Annotated in this window: 14 protein-coding genes; 6 read left to right on the forward strand and 8 right to left on the reverse strand. The window is 66.0% G+C overall.

What is annotated here, in order from left to right:
• Positions 1 to 9: 9 nt before the first annotated feature.
• On the reverse strand, positions 10 to 765 hold the full coding sequence (locus T8S45_RS05335) for a 3-hydroxybutyrate dehydrogenase (RefSeq protein ID WP_322294949.1): 756 nt from the start codon (positions 763 to 765) through the stop codon (positions 10 to 12).
• Positions 766 to 856: 91 nt separating this feature from the next.
• On the opposite strand from T8S45_RS05335, the gene ypfJ reads away from it, so the two are divergent.
• Positions 857 to 1702 (forward strand): KPN_02809 family neutral zinc metallopeptidase, encoded by an 846-nt coding sequence (ypfJ, locus tag T8S45_RS05340; protein ID WP_322294950.1) that lies wholly within the window; start codon positions 857 to 859, stop codon positions 1700 to 1702.
• 39 nt (positions 1703 to 1741) lie between these two features.
• On the opposite strand, the gene T8S45_RS05345 is transcribed toward ypfJ, so the two are convergent.
• A complete protein-coding gene (locus tag T8S45_RS05345; RefSeq protein WP_322294951.1) occupies positions 1742 to 4261 on the reverse strand; it encodes a penicillin-binding protein 1A in 2520 nt (839 codons plus the stop codon).
• Positions 4262 to 4323: 62 nt separating this feature from the next.
• A complete protein-coding gene (locus tag T8S45_RS05350; RefSeq protein ID WP_322294952.1) occupies positions 4324 to 5199 on the reverse strand; it encodes an N-acetylmuramoyl-L-alanine amidase family protein in 876 nt (291 codons plus the stop codon).
• A gap of 441 nt (positions 5200 to 5640) precedes the next feature.
• On the opposite strand from T8S45_RS05350, the gene T8S45_RS05355 reads away from it, so the two are divergent.
• On the forward strand, positions 5641 to 8370 hold the full coding sequence (locus T8S45_RS05355) for an Rne/Rng family ribonuclease (RefSeq protein WP_322294953.1): 2730 nt from the start codon (positions 5641 to 5643) through the stop codon (positions 8368 to 8370).
• 57 nt (positions 8371 to 8427) lie between these two features.
• Here the strand turns inward: T8S45_RS05355 and T8S45_RS05360 are convergent, their stop codons facing one another.
• Entirely contained in the window at positions 8428 to 9126 is a 699-nt protein-coding gene (locus tag T8S45_RS05360) for an SDR family NAD(P)-dependent oxidoreductase (protein ID WP_322294954.1), read from the reverse strand.
• Between the two features lie 229 nt (positions 9127 to 9355).
• On the opposite strand from T8S45_RS05360, the gene T8S45_RS05365 reads away from it, so the two are divergent.
• The 4 genes from T8S45_RS05365 (at position 9356) to T8S45_RS05380 (ending at position 12500) form a co-directional block, all read left to right on the forward strand.
• Positions 9356 to 10138, forward strand: a complete 783-nt coding sequence (locus tag T8S45_RS05365) for a succinate dehydrogenase iron-sulfur subunit (RefSeq protein WP_322294955.1) — start codon at positions 9356 to 9358, stop codon at positions 10136 to 10138.
• Entirely contained in the window at positions 10139 to 10612 is a 474-nt protein-coding gene (locus tag T8S45_RS05370) for a PaaI family thioesterase (RefSeq protein WP_322294956.1), read from the forward strand.
• Positions 10609 to 11721, forward strand: a complete 1113-nt coding sequence (gene zapE / locus T8S45_RS05375; protein WP_322294957.1) for a cell division protein ZapE — start codon at positions 10609 to 10611, stop codon at positions 11719 to 11721. The genes T8S45_RS05370 and zapE overlap by 4 nt, the downstream gene beginning before the upstream one ends.
• A gap of 80 nt (positions 11722 to 11801) precedes the next feature.
• Complete coding sequence (locus T8S45_RS05380; RefSeq protein WP_188641984.1) at positions 11802 to 12500, forward strand: pirin family protein; 699 nt, start codon at positions 11802 to 11804, stop codon at positions 12498 to 12500.
• An 11-nt stretch (positions 12501 to 12511) separates the two neighbouring features.
• On the opposite strand, the gene T8S45_RS05385 is transcribed toward T8S45_RS05380, so the two are convergent.
• The 4 genes from T8S45_RS05385 to T8S45_RS05400 form a co-directional block, all read right to left on the reverse strand.
• Positions 12512 to 13441 carry a crotonase/enoyl-CoA hydratase family protein gene (locus T8S45_RS05385; RefSeq protein WP_322294958.1) on the reverse strand — a complete coding sequence of 310 codons (930 nt, stop codon included), beginning with the start codon at positions 13439 to 13441 and terminating at the stop codon, positions 12512 to 12514.
• A 182-nt stretch (positions 13442 to 13623) separates the two neighbouring features.
• Positions 13624 to 15519 carry an XrtA/PEP-CTERM system amidotransferase gene (locus T8S45_RS05390; RefSeq protein ID WP_322294959.1) on the reverse strand — a complete coding sequence of 632 codons (1896 nt, stop codon included), beginning with the start codon at positions 15517 to 15519 and terminating at the stop codon, positions 13624 to 13626.
• Between the two features lie 10 nt (positions 15520 to 15529).
• Positions 15530 to 17077 carry an exosortase A gene (xrtA, locus tag T8S45_RS05395; RefSeq protein ID WP_322294960.1) on the reverse strand — a complete coding sequence of 516 codons (1548 nt, stop codon included), beginning with the start codon at positions 17075 to 17077 and terminating at the stop codon, positions 15530 to 15532.
• Positions 17074 to 18270 (reverse strand): TIGR03087 family PEP-CTERM/XrtA system glycosyltransferase, encoded by a 1197-nt coding sequence (locus tag T8S45_RS05400; RefSeq protein ID WP_322294961.1) that lies wholly within the window; start codon positions 18268 to 18270, stop codon positions 17074 to 17076. The genes xrtA and T8S45_RS05400 overlap by 4 nt, the downstream gene beginning before the upstream one ends.
• Between the last annotated feature and the right edge of the window lie 3 nt (positions 18271 to 18273).

Here is an 18273-nt window from a genome sequence, read left to right on the forward strand (position 1 = left end):
TCAGTCCCTTCACTCGGCGGTCCAGCCGCCATCGATACTCCAGTTCGCGCCGGTGACATTGCCCGCTTCCTCGCGGCACAGGAACGCGGCGAGCGCCCCCACTTCCTCCGGCTGCACGAAACGCTTGGTCGGCTGCTTGGCGAGCAGCACGTCGTTGATCACTTCGTCGCGCGAGAGGTTACGGGCCTTCATGGTGTCGGGGATCTGGTTTTCGACGAGCGGCGTCCAGACATAGCCCGGCGATATGCAATTGGCGGTCACGCCGCTCTGCGCGAGCTCGAGCGCGACCGTCTTGGTCAGCCCGTCGAGCCCGTGCTTGGCGGCGTTGTAGGCGGTCTTGAACGGCGATGCGGTCTTCGAATGCGCGCTCGCGGTGTTGATGATGCGTCCCCACCCCTGCTGCTTCATGTGCGGTACGGCGAGCCGGATGGTGTGGAAACAGGCGGTCAGGTTGAGCGCGATCACCTTGTCCCATTTTTCGACCGGGAATTCCTCGACCGGCGCAACGTGCTGCATCCCCGCATTGTTTACGAGGATATCGACCGGGCCGTGTTCCTCCATCATCGCTTCGATCGCGGACCGATCGGTAAGATCGGCGCCCGAATGGACGGCATCGAGTTCGTCGACGATTTTCGCGATCTCGCCCTCATCTCCGAAGCCGTTGAGCACGATCTGCGCCCCCTCGGCCCGCAGGGCGCGGGCCACGGCGAGGCCGATGCCCGATGTCGATCCGGTGATGAGTGCGCGGCGTCCTTCGAGAAACATTATCGCCCCTTGGCTGTTGTGGGTGGAAACGGTCCATCGCGCTTGGCGCGCGCGCTGTCCACAATAAGGGCCGGATGCAGGGGAGAAAATCATGCGGCTCAACCCGTTCGACACAAGCAAGATCGACGTGCGCGGAGGCGGCGGCGGCGCGGGCGGCAAGCTCGGCTGCGGCGCGATCGTGATCGCGATCCTGGGCGCGGTCTTCTTCGGGCTCGATCCGATGACGACGCTCTCGACGATCGGCTCGGTGCAAGAATCCACCGGGAGCAGCCAATCGGATGTAAGCGAAGAGGAATTGTGCAGCCAGAATACCTATTCGCGCGAGGCGTGCAGCGCGCTGCAATCGCTCAATGAGACCTGGGCTCCCGAATTCCGCGAGGCCGGCATCGAGTTTCGCCAACCCTCGCTGACCTTCTATTCGGGCGGGGTGCGATCGGGCTGCGGTGCGGCGAGCAGCGCGGTTGGTCCGTTCTACTGCCCGGCAGACCTCGGCATCTACATCGACACCAGCTTCTACGACCAGCTCGCGCAGATGTCGGGCGAACAGGGCGATTTCGCGCGACTCTACGTGATGGCGCACGAATACGGCCACCACATCCAGAACCTCACCGGCCTCGCGAGCCAGATTCGCAGCGCCCAGCAGCAGGACCCGCGGCGGGCGAACGATTTGCAGGTGCGGATGGAATTGCAGGCCGATTGCTATGCCGGTGTGTGGGCCGCGAAGAACCGTTCGCAGGTCGAACGCGGCGATCTCGAGGAGGGCATGAACGCAGCCGCCTCGATCGGCGACGATGCGATCATGGAACGGTCGGGCCGCGGGGTGAACCCCGAAGCCTTCACCCACGGGACCAGCGCCCAGCGCATGCAATGGTTGCGTCGCGGTTTCAGCACCGAGGACGAGGACCAGTGCGATACCTTCGCGGATCTGCGGGTGTGAGTTGAGGTTGCGGGCGCGCTGAAGTCTCGCGCCCACCTGTCAATAAATCCCGCCCTGCTCCTCGGCGAAATCTTCCTCGATCACCTGCTCCTCGGCAGGCGCAGTGCGGCGCGGGCTGGGATTGCGGATCGCACGGACCGCGGCGATGATCGCCTGGCGGCGGCTGTCGAACAGGTCGGCATCGGCGCGGCGCGGCGGCTCGGTATCGGCCTTGAAGGCTTCCCAGATCACCTGCGCGCGGCGGTCCTCGCCCGGCGTGCCGGCAAAGACGCGCTTGCCCGACAGGCGATCGATCCGGATCATGCGGATGTCGGACGGCGCGACGAACGGCTCGGTGCCCCAGCGATCCTTGGTTTCCTCGATCAGCTGCCGTACGATCGGCGCGGCATAGGTCCCGCCCTGGACGTATCCGCCCAGATCGCGCGGATTGTCGTAACCGATATAGACCCCGGCCACGAGTTGCTGCGATCCGCCGACGAACCACACGTCGGTCGGGCCGTTGGTGGTCCCGGTCTTGCCGAACAGCGGGATATCGAGGCTCGCGAGCGTCAGCGCGGTGCCGCGCTGGACCACGCCGCGCAGCATGTGGGTGGTCTGGAATGCGGTGCCCGGGTCCATCACCTGCTTCCCGCGCGGCGCGAAGCGCGGCATCGGCTTGCCGTCCCATTCGGTCATGTTGCAGCCGTCACAGCGGCGCTTGTCCGCGCGCCAGATGACCTTGCCGGTACGATCCTGGACGTAGTCGATCGGGCTCGCTTCGTACTGGACGCCGTTATTGGCGAGCGCGGAATAGGCGTTGACCATGCGCGCCACGGTGGTCTCGCCCGCGCCGAGCGCGAAGGAATAATAGGGGTCGTAATCGCCGATCCCCATTCGCTTGAACGTGCCGGTGACGTTTTCCATGCCGACCGCGTCGGCGATGTGGATGGTCATCAGGTTGCGCGACTGTTCGAGCCCCCAGCGCATCGTGTGCGTGCCGCCACCCGAACGGCTGAAGTTGCGGAAGCATTTCTCGCCCAGCTGCGCGCCCTGCCAGACGCAGAAGGCCTTGTCGTCGACCATGCTGGCGGGAGTCATCCCGCGATCGAGCGCGGTGGCGTAGACGAACGGCTTGATCGTGGAACCCGGCTGGCGTTCGGCCTGGGTCGCGCGGTTGAACGAGCCAAGCCGCGCGTCGAACCCGCCCTGCATCGCGATGATGCGCCCCGTCTGCGGCTGCTGGACCAACAAGCCGCCCGAGATCGCGGGGACGTATTCGAGGCGGAAACTGGTTTCGCCCTGCTTCGTCGCGGCGACGACATCGCCCGGCTTGAGGCTGGAGGGCGCGCGCGACAGTGAACCTTCGTCGCCATTGGTGAAGGCGATGCGCGGCGCGCTGCCGCCCTCGGTGATGACGCCGACGCGCCAGTCCTGGTAATTGATCCCGAGATTCGACGAAGCGAGCTGGCTGGCGAGATCGCCCTTGTCGGGATTGAGCGTCGCGATCGGTCCGGCGAAGCCCCGCCCGCCGTGATAACGCAGCAGCCCACGGCGCAGCGCATCGCGAGCGGCGTCCTGGACCTCGCGATCGAGCGCGGTGCGAACCCACAGCCCTCCGGCATAGACGCTGTTGGGACCGTCCTCGGCCTGTTCGCCGTATTCCTCGATCAGGATGCGGCGGACTTCCTCGAGATAGTAACCGGCATCGGCGCGCTGGATGTTGGTGCTCCCGCGTACGAGGCCGAGCGGCTGGGCCTTGGCGGCGGCGATTTCTTCGCGCGTCGCCCAGCCATTGCGCTCCATCCGGTTGAGGACGGTCGCGCGCCGCTGCAGCGCGAGGTCTTCATAGCGCGCACGACCATAGCGTTCGGGCGCCTTGGGAAGGATCGCGAGGAATGCCGCCTCGTGCAGCTCAAGTTCGTCGAGGTCCTTGCCGAAATAGGCGCGGCTCGCCGCCTGCACCCCGAAGCTGCGGCGGCCGAGCGGAATCTCGTTGAGATAAAGTTCGAGGATTTCCTGCTTGGTCAGGACTTCCTCGATCCGCTGCGCGAGAACCATCTCGCGCAATTTGCGCGTGACCGAATATTCGTCGCCGAGAAGGATGTTCTTGGCGACCTGCTGGGTGATCGTCGACCCCCCGACCGCGCGCTGGCCCGAGCCCGCCTTGGTCGCGTAGTCGAGCACGGCGTTGAGCGTACCGGTGATGTCGACCCCGCCATGGCGCCAGAAGGTCTCGTCCTCGGCGGCGAGGAATGCGTTTATCACCGGCTCGGGAAAATCGCCGAACTGCAACTGTACGCGCCGGTCGCGAGCGTAGGAGTGGACCACCTCGCCATCGATCCCGCGGACCATGGTGGGCAGCTGCGGCTGATAGGTCACCAGCGTCTTCGCATCGGGCAGGTTGCGCATGAGCGCGACCCACAGGGCGAGCGCGAGGATCAGCAGGCCGAGCCCGATTCGGGTCAGCCAGCGAAACCGGCGGCTCGTCGCCCATTGTTCGCGAAAGCCCTGCCACAGCACGCCCGGGTCGCGGGTCGCGCGGTATCTGAGATAGGCGAGGAAAGGCTGCGTCTCTTCCATTGCGATCTCGCTTTAGCGCCGCGGCGCTGCAGCGCAAATGAATGTCGCCGAACCGTGAGCGGTCAAAGCGCGGCCTGGCGCGCGAAGTAGATCCGGATCGTGCGCGCGAGCAAATCGGCGATCGCGCGCTGTCCCTCGCCCGTCGCCAGACGCGCGGCGTCCGCTTCGTTGGAAATGTACCCGGCCTCGAACAGGAGCGAGGGCAGGTCGGGCGAGCGCAATACGGTAAAATTGGCCGACTGGACCGGCCTCCCGCGCAACGGCACGTCACCCGCTTCGCGCACGATCAGCTCGGCGAGTTCGCGGCTACGGGCCTCAGTTTCGCGCTGCGACAGGTCGACGAGGATCGCGTTGATCGAATCCTCCTGCTCGGACAATTGCACGCCATTGACCGTCACGCTGCGGTTCTCGCGCTCGGCGAAAGCCTCGGCCTGCGCCGAAGATCCTTCCTCGGACAACAGATAGGCGGTCGCCCCGGTGGCACCGTCGTTTTCGGCGGCGTCGGCATGGATCGAGACGAACAGGTCGGCGCCAAGTCGCCGCGCGATATTGGCGCGCTCCTCGAGCACGAGGAAACTGTCGTCGTCGCGGGTCATGGCAACGCGGATCCCGCCTTCGGCAAGCAACCGGTCGCGGACCGCGAGCGCGATCGCCAGCGTTACGTCCTTCTCGCGCAGGTCGTTGCCCACCGCTCCTGGATCGCCCGCCCCGTGACCGGCGTCGATCACCACCAGCGGGCGCGAGGAATCCTGCGGGCCCTGCACCGGAGGGAGCCCGATTTCGCCACCCGCATCTGGCAATTGCAGGCGCACGACGTATTCGCCCGCGGGCTCGGCCGTGCGTACGCCCGCACTGCCGCGCATTGCGAGCGCCGCCACGCCCGCCAGCAGGCCGAGCGGGATCGCGATGATGAGAGCGAGGAGGACCCGGCGCGTCATGGTGCGCCCAGCCTTAGCGGCTTGGCGGAGCCGCGCAAATTCCGCGCGCGCCGCTATGAACAATGCTTGTGGCACGGACAACGCGCTGCTAGTCCTGCTGACACCGGGGGAAATCCCCGCCGACACAGAATACTCGGCACCGGTCGCGCATCTTCCGCACGGGAGATCGTACCGTCCGCCGCAACAGGTTGATGCAGGTGACTTCAGGAACGATGACCGGAAACAGCGCGCAGGGCCTTGCAGCCCTTGCGGCGTTCGGCACGTCCCGCCTCGCAGACACGCACACCGCCGCCGGATCCTTCCGCGGCTTTTATCCGAACGTCCGGCACCACGCGGCGGCACATGCCCGCCATGCGATGCCGGCCCTCATGACATTGCACCCGCCCGCCCTGCCCCTTGCCCAGCAAGGTGCGCCGCCGTCGGGTGCACGGAGAATATTCAATGCCCACGCGTATGCTAATCGATGCGCGCCACCCGGAAGAAACGCGGGTCGCGGTACTTAAAGGCAACCGGATCGAGGAGTTCGATTTCGAATCCTCCGATCACAAGCAGATCAAGGGAAATATCTACCTCGCGAAGGTGACGCGGGTCGAACCGAGCCTTCAGGCCGCGTTCGTCGATTTCGGCGGCAATCGCCACGGCTTCCTCGCCTTCAGCGAAATCCACCCCGATTATTACCAGATCCCGGCCGAGGATCGTGCCGCGCTGATCGCCGAGGAACAGGAGGCGGCCGAAGAAGAAGCCCGCCTGCGCGCCGAAGAGGAAGAGCGCGGCGAAATGCCGGGCGACGAATACGACGCCGACGACGAGACCGGCGAAAGCCTGGTCGAGGAAATCGCCGAAGACGGCCTCGAGGAAATCGACGGCAGCGAAAAGGACAAGGTCGCCACCCTCGAAGAAGGCGAAGCAGTCGAAGACCACGACGACGATGAAGACGAGGACGACGATTCCGACGAGGATGACGATTCCTCGAACGGTCGCAGGTCCCGCGGTCGCAAGGGCGGTCGCGGCAAGGGTGGCAAGACCGGCAAGGGTCGCCGCCAGGGCCGTGCCCGCGCCAAGGAAGTCGACGAAGTCCGCGAACGTCGCCGCGCGCTGCGTCGTCGCTACAAGATCCAGGACGTCATCCAGCGCCGCCAAGTCCTGCTCGTCCAGGTCGTGAAGGAAGAACGCGGCAACAAGGGTGCCGCGCTGACCACCTATCTCAGCCTCGCGGGCCGTTACACCGTGCTGATGCCCAACAGCAGCAGCGGCGGCGGCATTTCGCGCAAGATCAACAATGCGGGCGACCGCAAGCGGCTGAAAAAGGTCGTCGGTGACCTCAGCCTGCCCAAGACGATGGGCCTGATCGTCCGCACCGCCGGGCTGTCGCGCACCAAGACCGAGATCAAGCGCGACTTCGATTATCTCGCCCGGTTGTGGGACGAGATCCGCGAGAAGACGTTGGGCTCGGCCGCGCCCGCGCTGATCCATTCGGACAGCGATTTGATCAAGCGCGCGATCCGCGACGTCTACAATCGCGAGATCGAGGAAGTGCTGGTCGAGGGCGAGGAAGGCTACAAATCGGCCAAGGCCTTTATGAAGCTGCTGATGCCCAGCCATGCGCGCCGGGTGAAAGCCTATTCGGACCCGGTCCCGCTGTTCCAGCGCTACGGCGCCGAGGACCAGCTGCGCGCGATGTACGACCCGCAGGTCCAGCTCAAGTCGGGCGGCTATCTGATCATCAATCCGACCGAGGCGCTGGTCTCGATCGACATCAACTCGGGCCGTTCGACCAAGGAGCACGGAATCGAGGCGACCGCACTCCACACCAACCTTGAGGCGGCCAAGGAAATCGCCCGCCAGCTGCGCCTGCGCGACATGGCCGGACTGGTCGTGATCGACTTCATCGACATGGATTACAATTCCAATGTCCGGAAGGTCGAACGTGCGATGAAGGACGCGCTCAAGAACGATCGCGCGCGGATCCAGGTCGGTCGCATTTCCGGCTTCGGCCTGATGGAGATGAGCCGCCAGCGCCTGCGCACCGGCGTGCTCGAGGCGACCACCCGCGAATGCCCGCATTGCGACGGCACCGGCCTCGTCCGCACCGCCTCAAGCTCGGCACTCAGCGCGCTGCGCCTGATCGAGGACGAGGCGGCCAAGGGCAAGGGCACGGTGATCAAGCTCTATGCGAGCCAGGAAGCCACGATCTACCTGCTCAACGACAAGCGCGGCGACCTCGCCGAAATCGAAGAACGCTATGGCGTCACCGTCCATGTGGTGCCCGAGGGCGAGGACGAAGGCGCCAAGATGCGGGTCGAAAGCGCGGGCCCCAAGCCAGCCTCACGACCGAAATTCGAGCCGATCGTCGAAGATGACGAGCCCGAAGACGACATCATCGAAGACGATTTCGAAGACGAGGACGAGGAAGACGATCGTCCGAAGAAGAAGTCGCGCAGCCGTGGCGGTCGCGGCCGCAACAAGCAACGCGGCGGCAAGCCAGACAAGACACAGGATGACGGCAACGACGGCGACGAGGGCGACAACGACAATTCCGGCGAACGCGGGAGCGACGACGATGAAGACGGCGAAGGTCGTCCGAAGAAGCGCCGTCGGCGTGGGCGTCGGGGCGGTCGCGGACGCGGTCGCAAGAAGGATACGCCGACGGGTGAAGACGCCGAGAACCTCGAGCAGGTGAGCGAGCAGCTCGACGACGATATCGCGGTCGTGGCCGGTCCCGAGGACGAACCCGTCGTCGCAGAAGCCGCGGCCAAGGAAGACAAGCCGAAGCGCGCGCGTCGCAAGCCCGCGGCCAAGAAGGCCGAAAAGGGCGGCGAGGAAGCGACCGAGGACGCCAAGTCCGAGGAGAAGCCCAAGCGCACCCGTCGCAAGAAGGTCGACGACGCCGAGGTCGCTCCCGCGGCCGAGGAGAAGCCGAAGGCGAAGCGCGCTCCGCGCAAGACGAAGGCCGATACCGAAGATGCCCCGGCCGAGGACGCCAAGGCCGAGGAAAAGCCCAAGCGCGCGCGCAGGAAGCCCGCGGCCAAGAAGGCCGATGCCGAGCCGACCGCGAAGAAACCTGCCGCCCCGGTGGCCGAAGCGCGCGAGACCGAAAGCGCCGCAGCGACGGTGGAAGACAAGCCCGCCAAGCCGCGCCGCGGCTGGTGGCAGCGCACCTTCGGGGAGTGAGGCTCGCCTAGATTAACCTCGTCATCCCCGCCTGCGCGGGGATGACGATGGTTCGTTTCAGTAAGGCAAACGCTCGCCGTCGAAGGCGATCAGCGATCCACTGTCCTGCGGCGTCACCGCGTCGATTACCGCCAGCAGGTCGCGCGCCGCCTCTTGCGGAGGCCGCACCTGGCCCTCGGGCAGGCCCTGCTGGAACGGTTCGCTGAGCGCGGTGTCGACCGTGCCCGGATGCAGCGCGACGACCGCCGCCTGCTTGTGCGTGCGGGCGAGCTCGATCGCGAAATTCTTGACCAGCATGTTGAGCGCGGCCTTGCTCGCGCGGTAGGAATGCCATCCGCCGAGACCGTTGTCGGCGATCGACCCGACCTTGGCGGAAATCGCCGCGAACACGCCGCGCGCCTTGCGCGGTAGCAGCGGAAGCGCGTGCTTGGCGATCAACGCGGGCAGCACGGTGTTGATCCGCAGCACCTCGCCCATCGCCGCCGCGTCGAGCGCGCGATAGCTCTTTTCGGGACCGGTGCCGCCGGGCAGGGTCAGAACCCCGCTCGCCACGATGACCAGCGTTGCCTCGCCGACACGCGCGAGCTCGCCCGCCAGCCAGTCCTCGTCGAACGGATCGCCGACATGCGGGACCACGGTTTCGAGTCCGGGCATTGGGGTGCGCGAAAAGGCATGGACCGCCTCGCCGCGCGCTGCCAGCACCTCGACCAGCGCCGCGCCGATCCCGCCATTTCCGCCGAAAACCACTGCTGTCATCTATCGCTGTCCTCCAACCGTCCGGTGTCGTATCTCTGACGCATGGGCCCCGGTTTCTATCCGCTTGGCTTCGGGAAAATCGATGGCGTTGATCGGTGAGATAAATTGTCCCCCCGAGTGTGGTCCAAGCGGTCCATGTCTCCCCTGCGCGGATCTCTCCGCCCTCCCCCTTGCCGCGCTGGCCACAGGCGCTAGATAGGGCCGCACACGCAAGGATTCCGGATAGATCATGGCTACTTTCACGCTCCCGAAGAACTCGAAGATCCGTAAGGACGGCAAGACCTACAAGGCCGAGGGCGCAAAGCGTGTGCAATCGTTCAAGATCTATCGCTACGATCCCGACAGCGGCGAGAACCCGCGTTACGACACGTTCGAGATCGATCTCGACGATTGCGGGCCGATGGTCCTCGACGCGCTGTTCAAGATCAAGAACGACATCGATCCGACGCTGACCTTCCGCCGCTCGTGCCGCGAGGGCATCTGCGGGTCGTGCTCGATGAACATGAACGGCAAGAACGGCCTCGCCTGCACCACCGCGATCGAGGATCTGAAGGGCGAAATCCGCATCACCCCGCTGCCGCACATGGAAGTGGTCAAGGACCTGGTCCCCGATTTCACGCATTTCTACGCGCAATACGCCTCGATCCGCCCGTGGCTGCAGACCGTCAGCCCAACGCCCAATGGCAAGGAGCGGCTGCAATCACCCGAACAGCGTGAACAGCTCGATGGCCTCTACGAATGCATCCTGTGCGCCTGCTGCTCGACCGCGTGCCCGTCCTACTGGTGGAATTCGGACAAGTTCCTCGGTCCCGCGATCCTGCTTCAGGCCTATCGCTGGATCGCCGACAGCCGCGACGAGATGACCGGCGAGCGGCTGGCAGAGCTCGAAGACCCGTTCAAGCTCTATCGCTGCCACACGATCATGAATTGCGCGAATGTCTGCCCCAAGGGCCTGAGCCCGGCCAAGGCGATCGCCGAGATCAAGAAGCTCGAGGTGGAGCGCACCGCGTAAGTGAGCGATTCACCGCTGTCGTTCATCGATTACCGCGCCCTCCCGGAAAGCGAGACCGGCGAGCCCGGCTGGCATAGCTGGAACCTCGAGGACACTACCCGCTACAATACCGCCGTGCTCGGCCCGATGTGGGTCCGGCGCGAGGACGAGCAGTGCCGGTTGCGGATGTTCCCACAGCGCCACCACACGAACCTGGGCGACAACATCCACGGCGCGACCACGCTCGGCCTGATCGACATTGCGCTGTTCGCGACGATGCACGTCCTCGGAAGCGGGCATGACGGGTTCGCAGTGACGGTCGAACTCTCGACCCAATTCGTCGGGGCCGGCGATCCCCAACGCCCGCTCGATGCGGTCAGCGAGATCGTGCGCGAGACCGGCAGCATGCTGTTCGTGCGCGGGACCGCGCTGCAGGACGACGACGTCGTCGCGAGCTACTCGGGGATCGTCCGCAAGCTGAAATCGCAGGCATGAGCGGAATGCTCGCCGAGTACGAGGCGCTCGTCGCGCGCGGCGAATTGCAGCCCGATGCGGACCAGCGTGCCGCCGCCGAACGGCTCGAAGCGCTCCAGCGCGCACTCGAAAGCGGCGGCGAAGGCGGCTTCTTCGGTAGGTTGCTCGGTCGCGCGCCGGAGGCCCCGCGCGGCGTGTATATGTGGGGCGGGGTCGGTCGCGGGAAGTCGATGCTGATGGACCTGTTCGTTGCCACGCTCGGGATCGAGCAGAAGCGGCGAGTCCACTTCCATGCCTTCATGCTCGAAGTCGACGCGATGATCCGCGAGGAGCGCGAACAGCAGGCCCAAGGCCCGGTGGGGCGCGTCGCGAAGCGGATCGCGTCCGATGTCCGCTGCCTCGCATTCGACGAAATGGTCGTCAACAACACCGCCGACGCTGCGATCATGGCGCGCCTGTTCACCGCTCTGATGGTGGATGAAGGCGTAACGGTGGTCACGACCAGCAACCGGCCACCGCGCGATCTCTACAAGGACGGCCTCAATCGCTCGCTGTTCCTGCCCTTCATCGACCTCGTGCTGGAACGGCTCGACGTGTTGCCGCTGAACGGTCCGACCGACTACCGGCTCGACCGGCTGGGCAGCATCGCGGCCTGGCACACCCCGCTCGGCGATGCGGCGACCGCGCAGGTCCGCGAAGCCTTCTTCCGCCTCACCGACTACAAACCCGAAGATGCCGCGCATGTCCCGTCCTGCGATCTCGATCTGGGTGGCGGTCGCACGCTGCACGTTCCCAAGGCGCTGAAGGGTGTCGCCGTGTTCAGCTTCAAGCGGCTGTGTGGCGAAAATCGCGGTGCGTCGGACTATCTCGCGATCGCGCGCGAATTCCACAGCGTGATAGTCGTCGGGATCCCGCAAATGGGCCCTGAGATGCGCAACGAGGCGATCCGCTTCACCAAGCTGGTCGACGCGCTCTACGAGCTTCGGGTCAAGCTATTCGTCACCGCCGATGCCGAACCCGAAGCCCTTTACGTCTCCGGCGACGGCGCGTTCGAATTCGACCGCACCGTGAGCCGCCTGAAGGAGATGCAGAGCGCCGACTACATGGCTCTCGGCCACGGCGAAGACTGAAACCCTCTTGCGGTCCGAAGCCGGGCCACTACATTATCGATAATTCCGGCGTAAACACCTCGCCGATGCAGGAAAAACCGATGATCGATATCCGTCCGTTCGATAGTCTGGGCCACGCCGACCATGGCTGGCTCGATGCCCGCCATCACTTCTCCTTCGCCAATTACCACGACCCCGAGCGCATGGGCTGGGGCGCGATTCGCGTATGGAACGACGATACGATCGCGGCGCGTTCGGGCTTCCCCCCGCACCCGCATCGCGACATGGAAATCGTCACTTTCGTGCGGACCGGGGCGATCTCGCACAAGGATTCGCTCGGCAACCAGGGCCGCACCGCCGCGGGAGACGTGCAGGTGATGAGCGCCGGCACCGGCATCACCCATGCCGAGTACAATCTCGAGGACGAGGCGACGACGTTGTTCCAGATCTGGATCATGCCGACCCGCACCGGCGAAGCGCCCGGCTGGGGCCAGCGCGAATTCCCGAAGGCAGGCCGCGAGGGCGGTTTCGAAATCCTCGCCAGCGGCACGCCCGATGAAGACGGCGCGCTACCGATCCGCACCGATGCCAAGGTTGTCGCGGCAACGCTCAAAGCGGGACAGTCGGCCGAATGGCGCACCGACGGTTCGCGCCATCAATACCTCGTCGCGCCGACTGGCCGGATCCGGGTCAACGGCGTCGAGGCGCAACCGCGCGATGGTGTTGCCGTGACGGGTGAAGACACGATCACGGTCGAGGCGCTCGGCGACGCCGAAGTGGTGATGGTCGACGCCCGCTGAGGGCTTGCCGGTCAGGCGGCGCGCGACCTGTCGGCCAGCCGCGACTGGGCCGAGGCGAGCCGCTGCATCAGCTTGAGATCGCTCGGCGAGAGATCGAGCGCGGCATCGGCCCACAGGTCAACGATCTGGCAGAGCTCCGCCAGTGGGGTCGGGGCCGAAATGCGCGTCGCTTTCTTGGCCGCGACCAGGCCGGGATGGCGGCGCTCGGACTTGACCATGAACTCGCGGGCCGCCTCGACGCCCTGCCCGTCCTCGACCAGCACGTCGACGATGCCGAGATCGTACATCTGCTCGGCGCTCCACGTCTCGTTCGAGAGGATCAGGCGGTCGGCCATCGCCGAGCCCAGTTTGCGCGTGAGGATGGCGTGCGCGCCCATGCCGGGGAACAGGCCGAACATGATCTCCGGCAGGCCGAAGGTCGCGCTCCGTTCGGCGATGATGAAATCGAAGCTGAGCAGCGCCTCGAACCCGCCGCCGAGCGCCTGGCCCTGGACTAGTCCGATCGTGATCAGCGGCAGGTCGAGCGCGCGGATATTGCGTTCGAGGATGCGCACGCAGCGATAACCGTAATGGCGCAGGCCGTCCCGATCGCCGCGCCGGATCAGCTGGGCGAAAAGCTCGAGGTCGCCGCCGAAGCAGAACACGCCGGGCGCACGACTGCCGAGCAGCAAATAGCGCAGCGGCAGCTTCTCCGGCCCGAAATTCCGGCCGATCAGGTCCTGCCAGCGCTCGAAATCGCCGAGCATCGGCGGGGTGAAGCTGGGCCGCCCGGTGGGACGCATGAAGGTCCACAGCGCAGCGATCTTGTCATCGTAGAGAACGTCGAGCTCGTCGAGCGACGTCAGCGCTTCGGGCACGGCAAGACGCCGGTTCGCCCGTTCGATCAGCGCATCGGCACCATTCGGCTTGGCGGTCGCAAAGACCGGCTTGGTATCGCGCATGTCGTCCCCCATTCCATCCATGGCGATCTCCGATCTGCCTGGCCCGCTGGACAAAACCGCCGATACACGCTGCGATCCCGTCTTAGATGCCCCAAGGCTATTCTTTACGGAGTCGTCATGGCAAGGAAAAATTAACCAAGACTTTGGAAGTGTGCCAAAATCAGGCAATTACTTTCGGAAAATTAGCGCAGATCGATCCGCGACAGGGCTTTTTCGAGCATCAACATCTGCCACAGAACGCGCGAATTATCGGCGCGACCCGCAATATGTTGTTCGACGAGGCGTGAAAGCGGTTTCTCCTGAAACCAAGCGGTGCGCGAAAGCCACGACCCGCGCGCAATCTTGCGCGCCTCCTGCGCCAGGGGGCCCCGCAGCCAGTGCGCGATCGGTGTCACGAAGCCCTGCTTGCGTCGGTAGAGGATGTCGTCGGGCAGGTAGCGCTGCATCGTTTTCTTGACCAGCCACTTGCCCTCGCCTCGACGCAAACGGTGCCGTTGCGGCAGGCGCGCGCCGAATTCCACAAGGCGATGGTCTAGCAAGGGTTCGCGCGCCTCGAGCCCGGCCGCCATGCTCGCGCGATCGACCTTGGTCAGGATGTCGCCCGGCAGGAAGAACTTGAGATCGGCATATTGCGCGGCATCGAGCCCGGTTCGAGCGGGCGCATTGCGCATCATCTCCTCGACTACGGTTTCGGCGCGGTAATCGCCGCGCGCGCGGTCGAAGTCCTCGGTAAAGAGCGAGGCGCGCACCGCCGGCGGCGTGACCCCGACCGCCCGGGCATAGGCCGCCGCGCCATCGCCGGCGAGCGACTGCAGGGTCGATTTGGCGCGCAGCTTCTGGGGCAGCCAGTCGGCCCTGGGATAGAGATTCCCGAGGGTGCCGAAGAGCGGCTCGCGCAGGCTCCCCGGCAATATTGCTCGGACCCGTTCCTCGGCCGCGTGGAACTTGTGCCGTCGATAGCCCGCAAATGCTTCGTCCGCGCCGTCACCCGAGAGCGCCACCTTCACGTGCTCCCGCGCAAGCGTCGAGACCGCGAGCGTCGGCAATGCCGAAGCATCGGCGAACGGCTCGTCGTAAATCCCCGCGAGGCGATCGACCGCCGACCAGTCGTCTGGCGAGACCGTCCGCGCGTGGTGATCGGTTCCGAACAGTTCGGCGACCTTGCGGGCATGTGCGCTCTCGTCGAGCGCGGCGACATCGAAGCCGATCGAACAGGTCGTCGCCGGCGCAGCGCTCGCTTCTGACATCAGCGCGACGACAGAGGAGCTGTCCACCCCGCCCGAGAGGAACGCGCCGAGCGGCACGTCCGCCACCATCCGGCTCCCTACCGCCTCGCGCATCAGGTGGAGCAGTTCGGCCTCGAGGTCGTCGCTCTTCCCGCGCGCCTTCTCCGCGAAACTGACGTCCCACCATTTGCGCTGCGCGGGCAGCGCTGCGTCGTGACCGGCCAGCAGGAAGTGTCCCGGCATCAGCTTGCGGACGTGCTTCAGGATCGAGCGGTGCTCGGGCACGAAGCCCCAGGCGAGATAGTCCTCGACCGCCAGCGGATCGACTTCGCGCGGGAGCAAGGGATGCGCGAGCAGCGCCTTCATCTCGGATGCGAAGGCGATGCTACCGTCGGGCAGGTCGGCGATGTAGAGCGGTTTCACCCCCAACCGGTCGCGCGCGAGGAAGATTTGCCGCTGGTCGAGGTCGTAGATCGCGAAGGCGAACATGCCGTGCAACCGCTGCAGGCAATCGGGGCCCCAGCGCTGCCAGGCGGCGAGGATGACCTCGCTGTCGCCATCGGTGCGGAAGCGCGCGCCCTGTTGCTGCAATTCGCGCCGCAGCGCCCGGTAGTTGTAGATTTCGCCGTTGAAGGTGAGCATCGCGCGACCGTCGGCCGAGGGCATCGGTTGCGGCGATCCCTCGAGGTCGATGATCGACAGCCGGCGATGGCCGAGCCCGACCCCGGGCGCGGTCCACACCCCCGAGCCATCGGGACCGCGATGCTCCAGGGCATCGCACATCCGCTCGATCCGCGTGGGATCGACCGGCTTGGGCGTGCCATGATGAAAAATCCCCGCGATCCCGCACATGGGCGTTCGCCTAGCCGCCCGCCGTCAAGCGGTCCAGCCATGTCCCGAGCGGACCGGTCGCTTCGCGGAAATCGGCGATAATGGCCGCCGCCTCGTCAGGGTCGCGGGTCTCGGGCGACAGCACCAGCATCGTTACCGGGCGCGGATCGAGCAGCAGGCGATCGCGCATCGCGGCGAGCTTGAGCGCGGCGCGGCTGCCGGTCAGCCGGTCGCCGACCCGGTAGAAGGTCGCGGCAGCGCGGCCCTGTCTTCCCGCGCCGAGCAACATCTCGCTCTTGGCGTCGGCGATCGGGGCGCCCTCGCCGTTGAACGCCCAGTCGGACGCAGGATCGAGCGCGCCCTGCCCGAAGGCGCCGGGCTCGGCCCCTTCGCGCTGCGTAGCAAAAAGCGCGACGAACACGTCGAGCGTCCGACCTTGCCCGTCGCGATAGCGGCCGAGCAGGCGATGCTGCGCCCCCGCGGCCTTAGGCTCCCACGCCAGCGCGGGCGCGTAGTCGATCTGCTCCCACTCCTCGACCGCGGGGAGATCGATCCGCTCGGGTACCGAGGCTTCCATCGCATTGGCGGAACCGGCCCAGAGCTGCACCGCAAGGACCATCGCACCCGTCGCCAGCAGCAGGAGCAGAGGTCGCGCCTGCCCGTGCGAGAGTGGTCCGAGATCGCGTTCTGCGATCGCCTCGGCATCGATCATCGGGTCGTCGGCCTCGCGATCGAAGAATTTCCACGACAGCGCGAGCACCAGCACCAACACCAGCGCGAAGAACACCCAGCCATAGACGATGTGATCGAACCCGGCGGCGAACTCGACGCCCTGCGACTGCGCGATATAGATCGTTCCCCAGGCGCGGATCCCGTTTGCGACGATCGGCACCACCACGGCAAAGGCCATGAAGCCCGCCCGCCGCCACCAGCTCCGGAAGAACAGATTCGCGACGAAGGTGGCGAACGCGACCATCGCGACGAGGAACTTGACCCCCGAGCACGCCTCGGCGACCTCGAACACCCCGACCGGGGTTTCGATGAATACCCCGTCGATGATCGCGGGCACGCCGCTCGCATGGACTAGGCCGATCGAGATTTCGGCGGTGATCATCTGCAGCGCGGGCACCAGTTCGTCGCCGAACGGAACGAGGAACATGAGGTAGGCCAGCGGGAACAGCAGGCCGAGCGTCACGCGCGGCCCGAGCAGCGCGACGGCACTCGCCGGCAGCAAGGCCACGGCGCCAAAATGGCGGAAGAGGTTGAAGCCCGAAAACGCGCCCAGAAGCCAGACGAGCGCCGCGCCGCCGACGAGGACCAGGCCAGGCCACCAAGCATGCGGTTCCAGCTGACGCAATTGCGGCCAACGCAGGCTCACCAGCCAGGCCGAGATGAGCGGCACGAACAGGATGTGGTTGTAGGTCGAGGCGTTCCACCACTGGTCGGCCATGTCGGCCCAATCGGGCATGAACAGGACGATCAGCGCGAGCCAGCTCGCCACGAGCCGCGCGGCGGGGCCACGCCATGTAGCGGGCAGGCTATCCCAGATAGCGCGGCGGCGGGCGGCGAGCTCGCTCATGCCGGTGCCTCCCTGCCCATCAATCCGGGAAGCGCCGCCAGCGCCGATTCCCAGCTCGCATGCTCGACCACCCAGCGACGCGCGTTGCTGCCCATCTCCCGGCCGCGCGGCAGGTCGACCGCCAAACGATCGATCTTCGCGGCGAATTCCTCGTCGCTGCGGGCGATCGCGAAATCTCGCCCGTCTTGCGCGGGTATTCCCGTAGCTGCACCCTCGCTTAGGACACAGGGCAGTCCCATCGCCATCGCCTCGAGCACCTTGTTCTGTACCCCGCGCGCGACTTCGAGCGGGATGGCGGCAATATCCGCCCCCCACAGATAATCCCGGATATCGGCAACCGCACCCCATACGCAGACATGCTCGCTTTTGAGAGCGCGGACTTCCGGTGTTGGATCGCGGCCGACGATGTGGACCGATACCTCTTCGCGCAGTAGCGGATGGATGCGCTTCGCCAGGCGTTCCGCGGCGGCGACGTTGGGCGGATAATCCATCTGGCCGGTAAAGATCAGCCGCGGAATCTCCTTCCCGACCAACGGGTTCACCTTCACCCGCGCCGGATCGAACAGCACCGTGTCGATCCCGTTGCGAAGCACGCGGATATCGGCGTCGCACCCCTCGGGCAGGCGCTCGCGGAACAGTGCGGCCTCTTCCTCGGTCACGAGCAATGCGTGATCGGCGCGGGCGGCGAATTCCGCTTCGAGCGCCCGCAGCTTTTCTGCTTCTCGCCGCCAGATCGGTGCCATCGCGCCGCCATCCTTGGCATAGGCTTCGAACTTGGCACTATCGACGTCGACGAAATCGACCACCAGCCGCCCTTCGAAGCGATCGGGCAGGTATTGGGTCATCTGGCCCGAGAATACGTAGATCGCGTCGACCTGCCGCGTGGCGAGCGTGCGTTGGACCCAGCGCCGGAGCTTGCGTGACCCGAAGGTCGCCTCGCTCAACGGGCGTCCGGTCGCAAGCGCCCTGAACCCGTCGAGGGGCAGCGCCCCCTTCCGGTCGGCGAGGCAATGACTTTCGGCGACCGCTGCCAGCTCCTGCTCCTGCGCCCGGTCGGCGGCGTTCTCGGCGAGGCAACCGACATGGACCGGCGCGAGCTTGGCCAGCGCCTTCAGGACATGGTGCGAGCGAATCTTGTCGCCGCGGTTCGGCGGAAACGGGATCCGATGCGCGAGGAAGAGTATGTCACCCATCGC

The sequence above is a fragment of the Pseudoblastomonas marina genome (assembly GCF_034374265.1).
Taxonomy (GTDB): Bacteria; Pseudomonadota; Alphaproteobacteria; order Sphingomonadales; family Sphingomonadaceae; genus Alteriqipengyuania_A; species Alteriqipengyuania_A marina.